This window comes from Vibrio sp. MEBiC08052, assembly GCF_001506075.1.
GTDB lineage: Bacteria > Pseudomonadota > Gammaproteobacteria > Enterobacterales > Vibrionaceae > Vibrio.
This window is the reverse complement of sequence record NZ_KQ947475.1, coordinates 1484242-1499343: the sequence shown is the minus strand read 5'-3', so window position 1 is coordinate 1499343 and position 15102 is coordinate 1484242. Positions and strand designations below refer to the sequence as shown.

The 15102-nt window shown below is 46.5% G+C and carries 14 protein-coding genes; 12 read left to right on the top strand and 2 right to left on the bottom strand.

Annotated features, from left to right (window positions below; translation table 11 throughout):
- Nucleotides 1–245 precede the first annotated feature (245 nt).
- The 7 genes from VRK_RS06610 to VRK_RS06580 all read left to right on the top strand — a co-directional run bounded on the left by VRK_RS06610 (nucleotide 246) and on the right by VRK_RS06580 (nucleotide 8485).
- The gene (locus VRK_RS06610) at nucleotides 246–1844 is read left to right on the top strand and encodes an anthranilate synthase component 1 (RefSeq protein ID WP_059120633.1); all 1599 of its coding nucleotides are present in this window, start codon (nucleotides 246–248) and stop codon (nucleotides 1842–1844) included.
- Entirely contained in the window at nucleotides 1837–2421 is a 585-nt protein-coding gene (locus tag VRK_RS06605) for an aminodeoxychorismate/anthranilate synthase component II (protein WP_059120632.1), read from the top strand. Before VRK_RS06610 ends, VRK_RS06605 begins: the two co-directional genes overlap by 8 nt.
- Before the next feature lie 54 nt (nucleotides 2422–2475).
- A complete protein-coding gene (gene trpD, locus VRK_RS06600) occupies nucleotides 2476–3474 on the top strand; it encodes an anthranilate phosphoribosyltransferase (RefSeq protein ID WP_059120631.1) in 999 nt (332 codons plus the stop codon).
- A 3-nt stretch (nucleotides 3475–3477) separates the two neighbouring features.
- Nucleotides 3478–4887 (top strand): bifunctional indole-3-glycerol-phosphate synthase TrpC/phosphoribosylanthranilate isomerase TrpF, encoded by a 1410-nt coding sequence (trpCF, locus tag VRK_RS06595; protein WP_059120630.1) that lies wholly within the window; start codon nucleotides 3478–3480, stop codon nucleotides 4885–4887.
- Between the two features lie 45 nt (nucleotides 4888–4932).
- Entirely contained in the window at nucleotides 4933–6126 is a 1194-nt protein-coding gene (trpB, locus tag VRK_RS06590) for a tryptophan synthase subunit beta (protein WP_059120629.1), read from the top strand.
- Nucleotides 6123–6929 (top strand): tryptophan synthase subunit alpha, encoded by an 807-nt coding sequence (gene trpA, locus VRK_RS06585; protein WP_059120628.1) that lies wholly within the window; start codon nucleotides 6123–6125, stop codon nucleotides 6927–6929. Before trpB ends, trpA begins: the two co-directional genes overlap by 4 nt.
- Before the next feature lie 248 nt (nucleotides 6930–7177).
- Complete coding sequence (locus tag VRK_RS06580) at nucleotides 7178–8485, top strand: dicarboxylate/amino acid:cation symporter (protein WP_059122689.1); 1308 nt, start codon at nucleotides 7178–7180, stop codon at nucleotides 8483–8485.
- Between the two features lie 182 nt (nucleotides 8486–8667).
- Here VRK_RS06580 and VRK_RS06575 read toward each other — a convergent pair whose 3' ends face one another.
- A complete protein-coding gene (locus tag VRK_RS06575; protein WP_059120627.1) occupies nucleotides 8668–9126 on the bottom strand; it encodes a DUF2846 domain-containing protein in 459 nt (152 codons plus the stop codon).
- A 463-nt stretch (nucleotides 9127–9589) separates the two neighbouring features.
- Here VRK_RS06575 and VRK_RS06570 point away from each other — a divergent pair, with 463 nt between their 5' ends.
- From VRK_RS06570 to VRK_RS06555, 4 genes are all read left to right on the top strand, one after another.
- Nucleotides 9590–10132: a septation protein A gene (locus tag VRK_RS06570; RefSeq protein ID WP_059120626.1), complete on the top strand. Its 543-nt coding sequence runs from the start codon at nucleotides 9590–9592 to the stop codon at nucleotides 10130–10132.
- 153 nt (nucleotides 10133–10285) lie between these two features.
- Nucleotides 10286–10687 carry an acyl-CoA thioester hydrolase YciA gene (gene yciA, locus VRK_RS06565; protein WP_059120625.1) on the top strand — a complete coding sequence of 134 codons (402 nt, stop codon included), beginning with the start codon at nucleotides 10286–10288 and terminating at the stop codon, nucleotides 10685–10687.
- A gap of 85 nt (nucleotides 10688–10772) precedes the next feature.
- On the top strand, nucleotides 10773–11069 hold the full coding sequence (locus VRK_RS06560; RefSeq protein ID WP_038178332.1) for a YciI family protein: 297 nt from the start codon (nucleotides 10773–10775) through the stop codon (nucleotides 11067–11069).
- 23 nt (nucleotides 11070–11092) lie between these two features.
- On the top strand, nucleotides 11093–11482 hold the full coding sequence (locus VRK_RS06555; RefSeq protein ID WP_059122688.1) for a GspS/AspS pilotin family protein: 390 nt from the start codon (nucleotides 11093–11095) through the stop codon (nucleotides 11480–11482).
- Between the two features lie 87 nt (nucleotides 11483–11569).
- On the opposite strand, the gene metE is transcribed toward VRK_RS06555, so the two are convergent.
- Nucleotides 11570–13885, bottom strand: coding sequence for a 5-methyltetrahydropteroyltriglutamate--homocysteine S-methyltransferase (gene metE, locus VRK_RS06550; RefSeq protein WP_059120624.1), 2316 nt, complete (start codon nucleotides 13883–13885; stop codon nucleotides 11570–11572).
- Nucleotides 13886–14177: 292 nt separating this feature from the next.
- Between metE and metR the strand changes: the two genes are divergently transcribed.
- Nucleotides 14178–15089 (top strand): HTH-type transcriptional regulator MetR, encoded by a 912-nt coding sequence (gene metR, locus VRK_RS06545; RefSeq protein WP_059120623.1) that lies wholly within the window; start codon nucleotides 14178–14180, stop codon nucleotides 15087–15089.
- Nucleotides 15090–15102: the final 13 nt, after the last annotated feature.

The window sequence follows — 15102 nt, the reverse complement described above, 5'->3', positions numbered from 1 at the left end:
CACCAATAAAAGCTTGACTTCAAACCCTCGCACTAGTTTACTAGTACAAAAATACACAATGGAACACAGACCCCATGTTACAAGAATTCAACATCAATCCAAAATCTCTCACCCCTATTTTGATAGACAAGTTTCTGACGGGCAGGCTGTGTAACACATTTAATTCCTAATCAGCATCGCACTGTGCGAGCGGTTAACCACGAAAGCAGTTGGCAACGAAGGCATAAAGAATAAAGGATCAGTAAATGAATAACACCATTGATATCACTCAGCTCGGTACACTGCGTCTTCTATCAGAAATCTTGCCCTATTCAGCGGATCCAACCGCTGTATTCCACACCTTATGTGAAGATAAGAGCGATTGTCTGCTGCTTGAATCGGCAGAAATTGATTCGAAAGAGAATTTGAAAAGTCTGCTTCTCATTGATGCTGCGGTGCGAGTGATTTGCTTTGGCCATGAAGTGACGTTTCATGCACTGACCACGAATGGAAAATATCTGATTCATCATCTGGTCAAAAATATTAAATCCGAAGTTGCCAGTACACTGACCGAACAAACACTAACACTCCACTTTGATGCGCCACGGTCAGGACTCGATGAAGACTCTCGCTTGCAACAATCTTCCTCGTTTGATGCTCTGCGTCTGATTCAGCATAGTTTTGATCTGACCGGACTCGATAAACATGCCATCTTCTTAGGTGGGCTGTTTGCTTATGATCTCGTTGCCAACTTTGAACCGCTGGGTCATGCAGAAGCGACGAACCAGTGCCCTGACTATGTATTTTATGTCGCCGAGTCACTGATGATTATTGACCACCAAAATGGCAGTTGTCATGTTCAGGGCTCACTGTTTAATCCGGATGAACGGACAACGGAACAGCTATCACAGCGCCTGAAATCAATTGTTCAACAATGTCAGGACATTCAGCCGCTCCCTCCGGCGGTAGTATGCAATGATGTGACAGCAACCCCCTCGATGAGTGATGCTGAGTTCTGTGACGTGGTGGACAATCTGAAACAATATATTGTCCAAGGGGATATCTTTCAGGTTGTTCCCTCACGACGTTTTATTCTGCCATGTCCGTCACCGTTAACCGCTTATAAAAAACTCAAAGAGACCAACCCAAGTCCTTATATGTTTTATATTCAGGATGAAAAATTTACGCTGTTTGGGGCCTCTCCGGAAAGCGCGCTCAAATATGCCAGTGAGACCAATCAAATTGAAATCTATCCGATCGCAGGCACTCGTCCACGCGGAAAAAATCCAGACGGTTCCATCAATTTCGATCTCGATGGCCGGCTGGAATTGGATCTTCGCAATGATAAAAAAGAGAACGCTGAACACATGATGCTGGTTGATTTAGCCCGCAATGACGTTGCCAGAATATCTGAAGCCGGTACTCGCCATCTGGCTGATCTCCTTAAAACCGACCGTTACAGCCATGTGATGCATTTGGTTTCGCGGGTTGTGGGTCAACTGAGACATGATTTGGACGCCCTACACGCCTATCAGGCCTGTATGAATATGGGAACATTGACCGGTGCGCCGAAGATCCGGGCGATGCAATTAATTCGTGCAGTTGAACAAGAGCGCCGGGGCAGCTACGGCGGCGCAGTCGGTTATATGACAGGTGAAGGTGATCTTGATACTTGTATCGTGATTCGCTCAGCCTATATCGAAGATGGGATTGCCAGCGTTCAGGCTGGTGCCGGTGTCGTTTACGATTCTGACCCACAGGCAGAGGCTGATGAAACCAGAGGGAAAGCCCAAGCCGTCATTGCTGCAATTCAGATGGCTCATCAGGCATCAGACCGCCCACAGGGAGAAAAACGTCATGGCTAATCTCATTTTTATCGACAATTTTGATTCATTTACCTACAACCTGGTTGATCAATTCCGTTCACTCGGCCATCAAGTCACCATTTATCGAAACAATATCGAAACGGCTCAGATCATGGCGACGATCAACCGGACTAAAGATCCTGTCGTTGTCCTTTCACCGGGTCCGGGTGCGCCTTCCGAAGCCGGCTGTATGCCGGAACTGTTACAACAGGTTATCGGTCAGGTGCCCGTTATCGGTATCTGTCTGGGTCATCAGGCGATTGTTGAAGCCTATGGCGGCCGGGTTGCCGGTGCGGGAGAAATCGTCCACGGCAAAGTCTCGCTGATGGCACATCAAGCACACACGGTTTATCACGGTTTACCGTCACCGATGACGGTTGCAAGATATCACTCTTTGGTTGCCTTAGAGATACCGGAAGCATTGACCGTGACCGCTGAAGTGGATGGTTTAACCATGTCTGTGATTCATGAACAACACAAAGTTTGCGGATTTCAATTTCATCCGGAATCGATCATGACAACTTATGGCGCGAAACTATTGGCAAATACGATTGAATGGGCACTTCAAGAGAACTAAGCCGAAACATCATTGACCAAACTATAAAGTATCAAGAGAAGGGGAAAGGACCACATGCAACCAATCATTGAAAAACTGTTCTCACAGGTTTCATTATCTCAGGAAGAAGCCCATACCCTCTTTAGTCAAATTATTCAGGGTGAAATGGCACCCATTCTGATGGCCGCAATGTTAACGGCACTGAAGCTCAAAGGTGAAACGCCCGAAGAAATTTCCGGAGCCGTACAGGCATTGCTGGATAACGCGACACCATTCCCTCGCCCCGACTACGATTTTGCCGATATTGTCGGCACTGGTGGCGACGGCGCCAATACCTTTAATATTTCGACTACCTCAGCATTTGTTGCAGCGGCCTGCGGTGTCAAAGTTGCGAAGCATGGTAACCGGGGCGTATCGAGCAAATCCGGATCTTCTGACCTGCTGGATGCATTCGGTATTGATCTGGCAATGACGCCTCAGGCAACCCGGGAAGCACTGGACGAACTGGGGGTCGCTTTTCTGTTTGCCCCGCAGTACCATGGTGGCGTCCGGCACGCAATGCCTGTGCGTCAAACCCTCAAAACCCGAACGATTTTCAATATTCTCGGCCCGCTTATCAATCCGGCACGGCCAAATATCGAACTGATGGGGGTTTATGATCCAGATCTCATTCATCCGATTGCTCAGACCATGCTAAAAATGGGCATGAAGCGCGCTGCGGTGGTTCATGGTTCCGGGCTGGATGAAGTCGCCATTCACGGCCCGACACTAGTGGCAGAAATACGAGATCAAACGATCACTGAATATCTCTTAACACCTGAAGACTTCGGATTAAAAACGTATCCTTTATCAGCCATTCAGGGGGGAACGCCTGAAGAAAACCGTCAACTGATTGAAAATCTGTTGACGGGCAAAGGAACAGAGGCACAAATGGCGGCAGTCGCAGTGAATGTTGCACTACTACTTCGTCTGTTCGGCCGCGAAGATTTAAAAGCCAATGCCCAACAAGCAATTGATATCATGAAATCAGGACAGGCATTCCAGCGAGTCCGACAACTTGCACAGCGGAGCTAATACATGACAACACAGTTATCAGAACACATCACCACAAAACATACGGAAATGGCAGAAGTACTCGTAAAGATTGTGCGCGATAAACACCTCTGGCTTGAACAACGTCAACAGAATCAGCCATTAGCAAGCTTTAAGAGTTTACTCAAACCTTCAGACCGAAGTTTTTATGATGCGTTGAATACTGGAAAAGCAGCTTTCATTCTCGAATGCAAAAAGGCATCACCGTCCAAAGGGCTGATCCGCGACGTTTTTGATCTGGACTATATCGCATCAGTCTATAAACAGTATGCCAATGCGATTTCTATTCTGACAGACGAAAAGTACTTTCAGGGAAATTTTGAGTTTATTCCTCGGGTTCGCAATCAGGTCACCCAACCGGTTCTGTGTAAAGATTTCATGGTCGATACTTATCAGGTTTATCTGGCCCGCCACTATGGTGCGGATGCCATTCTACTGATGCTTTCCGTTTTAGACGATGAAACTTATCAGGAACTGGCGCAGGTTGCCCATCAGCTCAACATGGGGATTTTAACCGAAGTCAGTAACGAGGCCGAGCTGGAACGGGCAGTCGCACTCAAAGCAAAAGTCATCGGTATCAACAACCGTAATTTAAGAGATTTAACGACTGACCTGAGCCGAACCAAAGCGCTGGCGCCAAAGTTACCGAAAGGCACCACGATTATTTCGGAGTCCGGCATTTATACACACCGACAAGTCCGGGATCTGTCAGCCTATGCTCAGGGCTTCCTGATCGGTAGTTCTCTGATGTCCGAACAAAATCTGGAAATGGCGGTTCGCCGTGTGGTGCTCGGTGAAAACAAGGTTTGTGGCCTGACTCGCCCCGATGATGCTGCGCAAGCATACCGGGCCGGTGCCGTCTACGGTGGGCTAATTTTTGTCGAAGCCTCCCCACGCTACATCACGCCAGAGTCGGCTCGCATCACCATGTCCGGTGCACCACTCAAATATGTGGGCGTATTTCAAAATCACGCCGTCGAACATGTGGCCCAAATTGCCCATGAACTGCAGTTAAGTGCTGTACAGTTGCATGGCAACGAAGATCAAGCCTACGTCAATCAGCTCCGAGAAGCACTCTCTGCTGATATCTCGATCTGGAAAGCTTATGCAGTCTCAGACCAACTTCCGGCACAGTTAACACAGCATGTTGATCGCCATTTATACGATACCAAAGTCGGCCAACAAAGCGGTGGCACCGGGCAAACATTTGACTGGCAACAACTCACCCAAGTTGAAGGTGTGATGCTTGCCGGGGGGTTATCGCCGGAGAATGCTAAAGAAGCAGCTTCTCTCGGGTGTAACGGACTGGATTTTAATTCAGGGGTTGAATCGGCTCCCGGCATCAAAGATGCTGATAAATTACAGCAAGTTTTTCAACAAATCAGAGATTACTAGTCGTCGGAATACCGATACCTGACAGAACACAAAAAGGAATCAATCATGTCTAAACTTAACGCCTATTTCGGCGAGTTCGGTGGCCAGTTTGTCCCACAACTCCTGGTTCCGGCACTCGATCAGTTAGAACAGGCTTTTATTGACGCGCAAGAAGACCCTGAATTTCAGGCTGAATTTATGTCGCTGCTCCAAGAATACGCGGGGCGTCCGACGGCGCTGACTCTGACTCGCAACCTGACCAAAGGCACCAAGACTAAGCTATATCTCAAACGAGAAGATTTGCTGCACGGTGGTGCTCATAAAACCAATCAGGTGCTCGGACAAGCGCTGTTGGCCAAACGGATGGGTAAACATGAAATCATCGCAGAAACGGGCGCCGGGCAGCATGGTGTTGCGACAGCAATTGCCTGTGCTCTGCTGGGGTTAAAATGCCGAGTTTACATGGGTGCCAAAGACGTTGAACGTCAAAGCCCGAATGTGTTTCGGATGCGTTTGATGGGTGCAACCGTTATTCCGGTCCACTCTGGATCGTCAACACTCAAAGATGCTTGTAACGAGGCGATGCGAGACTGGTCTGCAAGTTACGAAACGTCACACTATTTATTAGGGACGGCTGCTGGGCCTCACCCATTCCCGACCATTGTGCGGGAATTCCAACGCATCATCGGGGAAGAGACAAAACATCAAATTTTGGCACGGGAAGGGAAATTACCGGATGCTATCATCGCCTGTGTCGGCGGTGGCTCGAATGCAATTGGCATTTTCGCTGACTTTATCGACGAAGAAAATGTCCGTTTAATCGGTGTTGAACCTGGCGGAAAAGGGATAGAGACCCATCAACATGGTGCCCCACTGAAATACGGCAAAACCGGTATTTATCTGGGAATGAAATCGCCATTGATGCAGGATGAACACGGTCAGATTGAAGAGTCTTACTCTATTTCTGCCGGACTCGATTTCCCGTCAGTCGGTCCGCAACATGCTCATTTAAATGCCATCGGCAGAGCTGAATACGAAAACATCACCGATAACGAAGCATTGGATGCTTTTCAGGAACTGGCTCTCCATGAAGGCATTATCCCAGCGCTTGAGTCCTCTCATGCTTTAGCTCATGCCCTGAAGATGGCGCGTAGCGAGCCCGAGAAAGAACAGACGCTGGTAGTGAACTTATCCGGACGCGGTGACAAAGATATTTTCACCGTCCACAAAATATTAGAAGAAAAAGGAGTGCTGTCATGAATCGTTACCAAACACTTTTCCAACAACTGACGGAAAAGAATCAAGGCGCATTTGTTCCTTTTGTAACCATTGGTGACCCCACCCCGTCACTCTCTTTAGAAATTATCAATACGTTGATTGAAGCTGGTGCGGACGCACTGGAGCTGGGTATCCCGTTCTCTGATCCGCTCGCTGATGGTCCAACCATTCAGGGAGCGAATATGCGGGCACTCAAAGCACAAACTACCCCTGATATCTGCTTCGAGCTCATCACGCAAGTTCGGCAAAACCATCCGGATTTACCGATTGGTCTGCTTGTCTATGCCAACTTGGTCTACACCCGTGGCATTGACGACTTTTATCACCGCTGCCAACGGGCTGGTGTCGATTCCGTTCTGATCGCCGATGTACCAACCAACGAAAGTGAAGATTTTATTCGATCAGCAGAAAAGTATGGGATTGAACCGATTTTCATTGCTCCGCCAACGGCAGATCATCAAACGTTACAAACCGTTGCATCATACAGCAAAGGCTATACTTATCTCCTTTCTCGTGCGGGAGTCACCGGTGTGGAAACAAAAGCCGGAATGCCCGTTGATAACCTGCTGAAAACTCTGAAAGAATATCAGGCCCCTCCGGCATTACTCGGGTTTGGTATTTCAGAACCAGAACAAGTCAAACAGGCTTTGGCTGCAGGTGCGGCAGGCGCAATCTCGGGCTCGGCGGTAGTAAAAATCATCGAATCCAACCAACACGATGCCTCGGCACTTCTGACCCAACTCCATCAGTTTGTCTCCGCGATGAAAGCAGCTACACAGCTCTAATCCGTTGAATCGGCGGTTTCTACAGCAGAAACCGCCAATCATGCCACATAGGACTATTCAAACCCGCTCACATAAACAATTATTTTACAATTGAAACATGATTCAGCATATTTTCCTACTCTTGATGTCTTTTGCCAAACGTTTGCGTAAATTTTCTATCTATTGAGATTTTTGATAACAGATTCCTTGATCGGGAAAAGATATCAGTGTAAAAACCTAACCGGAATATTTACCCACAAATGTTAATGATGTTAGTGGGTAATCCTAGGAAATTGCAAATTCATAACACAAGGGTTACGGAAGTGTTAAAAGAAAAGAGTTTATTATCAAATATTGGTGTTCAGGTTGTCATCGCGATGATTCTGGGTTCGATTGTCGGTGCAGCCATGGGGCATGACGCCGCAATGTTCTCACCACTCGGGGCTATCTTTATCAATCTGATTAAGATGCTGGTCATTCCATTGGTTGCCGTTGCACTGATTTCAGGCTCTGCCGGTTTGGGGAACAGCCATTCCGCAGGTAAAGTCGGTGCCGTAACTCTGGGGTACTTTGCCGTCACTTCTGCACTGGCAGTTGCCTTAGCACTCTTGATGGGACATATTTTCCAACCCGGTATCGGAATCGATGTTTCCGGTGTTGAAGGCATGTTCTCTTCAGAATATGCGTCAAAAGGTGAACTCCCTACTTTTTGGGCGACCATTATCGGTATGATCCCAACCAACGTTTTCCAGTCACTGAATAACGCAAATATTCTACAAATACTGGTGTTCTGCCTCTTCTTCGGTGTTGCACTCGCCAAACAGAGTGAAGAAAGACGTTTACCAATCATCAATGGTGTCAACACGATTGTTGATGCAATGGTCTGGATGATCAATAAAGTGATGGTCATTGCGCCAATCGGGGTTTTCGGCCTGATGGCAGAAGCAGTCGGTACATTTGGTTTCAGTGCCCTGACTGTTGTCCTGAAACTCTTTGTCGTCTATGTCGCTGCTATTCTGATTTTTGGTTTTATTGTCTATCCACTGATGATTCAGGTGTTTACCAAAACGTCAGCGCGTAAATTCATTGGTGCAATGAAAAAACCTCAAGCTGTTGCCCTATCCACAGCATCGTCAATGGCAACCCTGCCCGTGACCATGGATACTGTTGAAAACGACCTTGGTGTCAGAAACTCAACCGCATCGTTCGTACTCCCGCTGGGTGCCACGATTAATATGTCCGGTAACGCAATTTACTACGGACTGGTTGCAATTTTCTTTGCTCAGTTATTTAACATTGACCTAAGTGTTGGTTCCTACATTGCCATTATCGTGACAGCAACACTTGGTGCCGTCGGTCAGGCTGGTGTTCCCGGACCATCTTTCCTTGTGGTCGCCGTCCTACTTTCAGCTGGGATTCCAATTGAAGGTCTGCCGCTGTTATTTGCTCTGGATCGTATTTTCGACATGATTCGTACCGCACTGAATATCACGGGTGATGCAGCCTGTGCAGTAATTGTCGATGCTTTAATTGAAGAACCGGCAACAGAAGAAAAGACTGTTGAACAAGAAGCATAACGCTTTATTAATTACAGATTGATCTTCAAAAACCACTCATTCGTGAGTGGTTTTTTGTTACATCGCTTTTTTGTTACGTAAGCTGGTCGCGCAATACGCTGTACTGCTCCCATAAAAAACAGGTTCAACGCTCATCACGGAACCTGCTTCAGCATATCAAAGAAAGTGATTCAATCCGTTCACTATTTACTACAGTGGCCCGGCTTCGCCATTTTCAGCTTTTGAATGGTTTTCTTGGCTTCTTCGGCATTCACTTCTTCCAGACCGGCACCACCGACAAATACACCCAGTTTGATATATTGTTTAATAAAGTAGTTCTCGCCACTCTCTGTTGTCACCGATAAGACATTCGGAGAAAATTCTGATTCAGTCGAAATTTGATGCGCTTGATTACCGGCAACTTCCTTATAAAAGAAAACATCAGGCGCAGTTTCACCGACACACTCACTATCAACCCACACGTCCTTTTTCAACGCTCCGCCTAAAGCGCCTGAACGGTAAATATACAACCCGGCATGACCTTTAGAGGGCGGGTTAAACGCTTTTGCTTGATTGGTTGTTGCATCATCTTCCAATGGAACCGATGCACAACCAGCAAATAAAATAGAAGCACAAGCTATAGCAACTAGCTTTTTATACATGATGAATTTCCTTGTTGTTAAAAATATATACATCACTCGTTGTCGTCATGATGAACCAGCGATATCCCACCACTCTTATCTACTGATTAAATATCACTTTTTCTGGATTCAACTGAATGACTTATCAAGCAAAATCATTATAAATAGATATGTTACTGATGAAACCAACATGAATTCGATAATCTGATCTAGCTCTTAATAATCAACAAGATGTGTAAGAGAGTATATAAAACAAATCACGTATAAATATATTTCTAGTGCAGAGACTCCATAATGCTTATTTTTTATACATCTATTTTCGATACCATCGCTCGCTGGAACAGCCGGTAAAAACAAACTCAACCACAAATATCCAGATCAGTATCAAACCAGTCAGAAATCGTGACAAAACATGATCTGACTATTCAGATACCTGCCAATTTTAGTTAGACTGTACCGCTCTTTAGTGAAGGACTGAATCCCCATGAAACAACTGATCGACTTTATTCCACTTATTGTGTTTTTCGTACTGTTCAAGCTGTACGATATCTATGTGGCAACAGGTGCCCTGATCATTGCCAGTGCTCTGCAAATCGCCATTACCTACTTTTGGTATAAAAAAGTCGAAAAAATGCAGGTCATTACTTTTGTGCTGGTCGCGGTATTTGGTGGGATGACGATTTTCCTCCATGATGACAATTTCATTAAGTGGAAAGTCACGATCGTCTATCTTGTCTTTGCCATCGGCTTGACCGTTACCCACCTCATGGGCAGATCGGCCATTAAAGGCATGTTGGGTAAAGAGCTGCAACTTTCGGATGATGTCTGGTCAAAAATTAACTGGGCTTGGGTGCTCTTTTTTGTTGCTTGTGCAGCGATTAATGTCTATATCGCTTTCAGACTACCTTTAGATGTCTGGGTTGATTTCAAAGTCTTTGGTCTGCTGATCGCAACGCTGGTCTACACCTTACTAACCGGTGCATACATCTATACTCGCTTACCCAAAGATAAAGACAATCATCAGTAACCCGAAAAACGTGAACTTGCATCGGTTCTTTCTTGCTTCTGTGTGAAATCCGATGCACCATCTGTTATTGTTTCGAAGTTGGATGAATTCATTGTATTTGATTGATGAATCAACGCTTCCCCTGAAAGCGTTCAACATATGTAGTACGAAATTATGAAATCTGAAGTGAATACCCCGAAAGGCCAGCTCCTTTCACGAACGCTTGCGATGCCGGCGGATACCAATGCTAACGGTGATATTTTTGGCGGCTGGATTATGTCACAGCTGGATTTGGCCGGTGGCATTCTGGCAAAAGAAATCTCACACGGCAGAATCGTCACGGTTTCCGTTTCAAGCATTACTTTTAAGAAACCCGTCAGTGTCGGGGATGTGGTTTGTTGTTATGGCGAGTGTGTCCGAATCGGTCGTAGCTCAATGTCAATTGAGCTTGAAGTCTGGGTTAAACCCGTTCATGCACACGGCATTGGTGAACGGTTTCAGGTCTGTGAAGCCACATTTAACTACGTGGCCGTCGATAGTGACGGACGTCCGAGAATGATTGAGCTTCATCCATAAGATAAATCATTGTTCTCTCAAAGCCATCGGCCGGAGAGTGAACCAAGTCGAGCCAACGACCCGACTTTTGTATAAGGATATAAATATGTGGTATGTCATATTTTCTCAAGATGTGGAAAACTCTTTAGAGAAGCGGATGGGCGTTCGGCCGCAGCATCTGGAAAGATTACAGCAATTACAAAATGAAGGGCGCTTACTCACCGCGGGTCCTCTGCCGGCGATTGACTCAGAAAATCCGGGAGAAGCCGGATTCACCGGGTCAACCGTGATCGCTGATTTTACGTCTCTGGATGAAGCCAAAGCATGGGCGGATGCCGATCCTTATGTCGCAGCCGGTGTATACCAGTCTGTTATCGTCAAACCCTATAAACAAGTTTTTTAACGATCTGAGAATAGCATTTCATGATAAGAAAAATATGTATTGCAGTTGGGCTAAGTGCTGTCTTAATCGGTTGTAGTAGTCATAGTGAGCAAAAACAGCTGGAGCTACTTGCAACCAACCGCGCTAGTATTCTTCATGCTGAACTCCCGATTAAGTCCGGACCTCTGTCCATCATGCGCGCCTCTTCAAAGGGGAATGTCATTGAGATCATGATGATTTATAACGATGATGCGCCGAAAGCCAAGTCAACACAGTCACTTTTAACCCAAAGTATTCAGAGTTACTGTGCCAATACAGAAACCAAATCGAATCTCGATGCGGGTCTTGCCTATCGGATAAAAATCCGTAATACCCGTGGTCAGTTAATCATTGATCAATTGATCGACCATAATACTTGTAAAAAATATCCATAAAAGCAATAAGTTAGTTCTTCGTCAATTTAGTTTCGTTAAATGACCAAGGGCCCCGATATCGGGGCCCTTGGTTTATGGCAATCACCATCATGATACGGTCTGTTCTTCCCAACACTCGCGAAGCGTTTTGGCGGCTGCGACCATATTGCGTAATGCGGCATCTGTTTCCGGCCAGCCTCTGGTTTTCAAACCACAATCAGGGTTCACCCATAACCGCTCTGCCGGAATGGCTTGCGCCGCCTTTTTCAATAGCTCAACCATCCACTCCTGAGATGGAATATTCGGTGAATGGATATCATAAACGCCCGGACCAATCTCATTCGGATAATTAAAGGCCTCAAATGCATCGAGCAGCGCCATATTTGACCGCGACGTTTCAATGGTGATCACATCAGCATCCAAAGCAGCGACTGATTCAATAATTTCATTGAATTCACTGTAACACATGTGCGTATGGATCTGTGTTTGTGGCGCAGCACTGGATGCAGCGATACGGAAAGACTGAACTGCCCAATCCAGATAAGCCTGATGATCACGTTTCTTCAGCGGCAAACCTTCTCGAATTGCTGGCTCATCAATCTGAATAATATTGATACCAGCCGTTTGTAAATCAGCGACCTCATCACGCAGTGCCAGTGCGAGTTGCTGAGTAATCGTTTTACGGGTGATATCTTCCCGAGGGAATGTCCAGCATAATATGGTAACAGGGCCAGTCAACATCCCTTTCATCTGTTTTGAAGTGAGAGATTGAGCATACTGCGACCATTCTACCGTTATCGGTTTTTCACGCTCAATATCAGCCACGACAATGGCAGGTTTGACACAGCGTGAACCATAACTCTGTACCCATCCGAAACGGGTTGTCTGGAATCCGGATAAGTTCTCCGCGAAATACTCCACCATATCATTCCGCTCAGCTTCACCATGAACCAAGACGTCCAGTCCCAACGCTTCTTGCCGCTCAACCGCTTCATGAATATGTGCTCTTAACGCTGTTTTATAGTCGCTTTCGGACAAACGTCCCTGCTTAAAATCGTTCCGCAATGTTCTGATTTCGCTGGTCTGAGGGAAAGAACCAATGGTTGTCGTTGGCAAGAATGGTAATCCCAAAGACTCTTTTTGATATGTGGCACGCTCTGTATAAGGCAGCACTCTTGTTGCCAATGCTTCAGTAATCGCTTCGACCCGTTCCCGGACATGCGGTTTATTCACCTGCTGAGAGGTCCGGCGCTGTTCAATCGGGCGACTATAGTTCTGACAGGCCTCAGCAGCTTTAATATCACCATCTAACGCAGCGCCAAGTAATCCCAGCTCGGCCACTTTTTGACGGGCAAAGGCAAACCAACTGCGCGTCGCTTCACTCAGTTCGGTCTCCAGTGAAAGATCAACCGGACTATGTAGCAGCGAGCATGAGCTCGCGACCCACAATCGATCACCGAACTGTGCTTTAAAGGGTTGCAACTGTTGGAGTAGTGCCGCCAGATCAGCGCGCCAGACATTACGTCCATTGATAACGCCAACAGACAGGATCCAATCGGCTGGGAGTTTTCCGGCCACTTCATCCAACTGCTGCGGCGCAGAGACACTATCAATATGCAGTCCATCGACCGGCAAGGCTGTTACACGGTCTAAAACATCGGTAATTGAATCAAAATAAGTGGTGAGCAACAGCTTGGTTGTTCCCTGTCTCTTTTTCATTTGTAATTGGTCATAAGCAGACTGAAAAGCATCAAGCCATACTCGCTCTAATTCCAGTGCCAAAATTGGCTCATCAATCTGAACCCACTCAACCCCCTGTGCTGCCAGTTTCTCCAGAATGGTTTGATAAGCCACTGTAAGCCGGGGCAATAACGATAATCGGTCAAATCCCTCTGTCACGGATTTCCCCAGATACAGATAACTCAATGGTCCCAGTAATACCGGCTTCACCTGATGCCCTTGCTGAATGGCTTCATCGACTTCATCAAATAGCTGTGACCAGCTCACCTCAAACGTATCATCGGCTGAAAATTCCGGCACGATGTAATGATAATTGGTATTGAACCACTTGGTCATATCCGAAGCAGCACTACCGCCTTGACAGCCACACCCTTTCCGGGACTGCCCTCGGGCAATTTTAAACAGTGTATCAATATCGAGATTACCATCGCGGTGGCGTTGTGGCACATGGCCCAATAACAGAGACGTATTCAATACATGATCATACCAAGCAAAATCACCGACAGTGACAAAACTGAGCTGATTGTCCGCTTGAAGTGTCCAGTTCTCGTGACGAATCGATGTGCCAGTTGCTGCCAACTGAGACTGATCAAGCTCTCCGCGCCAATACCCTTCTAAAGCAAATTTGAGTTCTCTTTTACCGCCGATACGAGGAAAGCCCAGAATATGTGTGGTTGTCGCCATGAATACCATCCTTTTGATTGATTATTGTTTGCCGTGAATATTTGATACGGATTGATCGGAATACTGACTGATCGTCCAGACACTTTAAGATGTCTGGATGGCTAAAATATCGTACAAAATGATTTCACTGCCAAACGCCAATTATTCAACCGGTACATTAATAAAATTCATAATCATAAAAATAAATTGAAATTAACTAACTCATATCGACGTCCAGATGTTTACATGTGCTTGGTTTCAGCGTAATTTAGTAAAAATATTCAACATGATTTATCATGAATGAGGAAAACTCATGTTAGAAATCAAACATCTCAAAACATTGATTTCACTCCGAGATACCGGTTCGTTAACCGCAACGGCAACCACACTACACCTGACCCAATCGGCCCTGTCTCATCAAATTAAAGATCTGGAATCACGGATTGGCAGTCCGCTGTTTCTCAGAAAAACACGACCAGTTCGATTTACGTCCGAAGGTGAGATTTTGCTACGACTGGCAGAGGATGTATTACCACGCATGGCTCAGGCAGAACATCAAATCGCCAGTCTTAAAGAAGATGTCAATGGGCGTTTGCATATGGCAATCGACTGTCATTCCTGTTTTCAATGGCTGATGCCAGCGCTCAAGGAATATCAGCTTGGCTGGCCGGATGTGACGCTGGACTTTTCTTCCGGATTTGGTTTTGAACCACTCCCGGCACTGCTGGCGGGAGAGCTTGATCTCTTGATCACCTCGGATATTATGCCTCGCTCCGAAGTCCATTATGAGCCGTTGTTTGATTTTGAAATGCGCCTTGTGACCGCAATCAATCATCCGCTAGCTGACGTTGCTGCCATTCAACCGGCAGACTTAGCCGGACAGACCATGCTGACTTATCCGGTGCCGAAACAGCGCCTCGATGTGTATAAACACTTTCTTCATCCGGCCGGTGTAGAACCGCTGAAATGGAAACAGGCGGACAATACGCTCATGCTGGTGCAGATGGTTTCAGCCGGCTTAGGGGTTGCAGCACTGCCCAATTGGGCCATCAGCGAATTTTCCCGCCAGCGCCTGATCACCAGCAAGCCTCTGGGACAAGGATTATGGCGGCGACTATTTGCTGCCGTACGACATGGGGAAAAAGAGAAACGTTATCTACAGGCTTTCTTTGCCACAGCACGGCAACAGTGTAAAACGCACTTAGAAGGGATAAAAATCGCCTGATAGAAATGACTTC

Bases quoted from the DNA above. Each gene is read 5' to 3' on its own strand.
- VRK_RS06610 (WP_059120633.1), top strand. From the start codon at position 246: ATGAATAACACCATTGATATCACTCAGCTCGGTACACTGCGTCTTCTA.
- VRK_RS06605 (WP_059120632.1), top strand. From the start codon at position 1,837: ATGGCTAATCTCATTTTTATCGACAATTTTGATTCATTTACCTACAAC.
- trpD (WP_059120631.1), top strand. From the start codon at position 2,476: ATGCAACCAATCATTGAAAAACTGTTCTCACAGGTTTCATTATCTCAG.
- trpCF (WP_059120630.1), top strand. From the start codon at position 3,478: ATGACAACACAGTTATCAGAACACATCACCACAAAACATACGGAAATG.
- trpB (WP_059120629.1), top strand. From the start codon at position 4,933: ATGTCTAAACTTAACGCCTATTTCGGCGAGTTCGGTGGCCAGTTTGTC.
- trpA (WP_059120628.1), top strand. From the start codon at position 6,123: ATGAATCGTTACCAAACACTTTTCCAACAACTGACGGAAAAGAATCAA.
- VRK_RS06580 (WP_059122689.1), top strand. From the start codon at position 7,178: ATGTTAGTGGGTAATCCTAGGAAATTGCAAATTCATAACACAAGGGTT.
- VRK_RS06575 (WP_059120627.1), bottom strand. From the start codon at position 9,126: ATGTATAAAAAGCTAGTTGCTATAGCTTGTGCTTCTATTTTATTTGCT.
- VRK_RS06570 (WP_059120626.1), top strand. From the start codon at position 9,590: ATGAAACAACTGATCGACTTTATTCCACTTATTGTGTTTTTCGTACTG.
- yciA (WP_059120625.1), top strand. From the start codon at position 10,286: ATGAAATCTGAAGTGAATACCCCGAAAGGCCAGCTCCTTTCACGAACG.
- VRK_RS06560 (WP_038178332.1), top strand. From the start codon at position 10,773: ATGTGGTATGTCATATTTTCTCAAGATGTGGAAAACTCTTTAGAGAAG.
- metE (WP_059120624.1), bottom strand. From the start codon at position 13,885: ATGGCGACAACCACACATATTCTGGGCTTTCCTCGTATCGGCGGTAAA.
- metR (WP_059120623.1), top strand. From the start codon at position 14,178: ATGTTAGAAATCAAACATCTCAAAACATTGATTTCACTCCGAGATACC.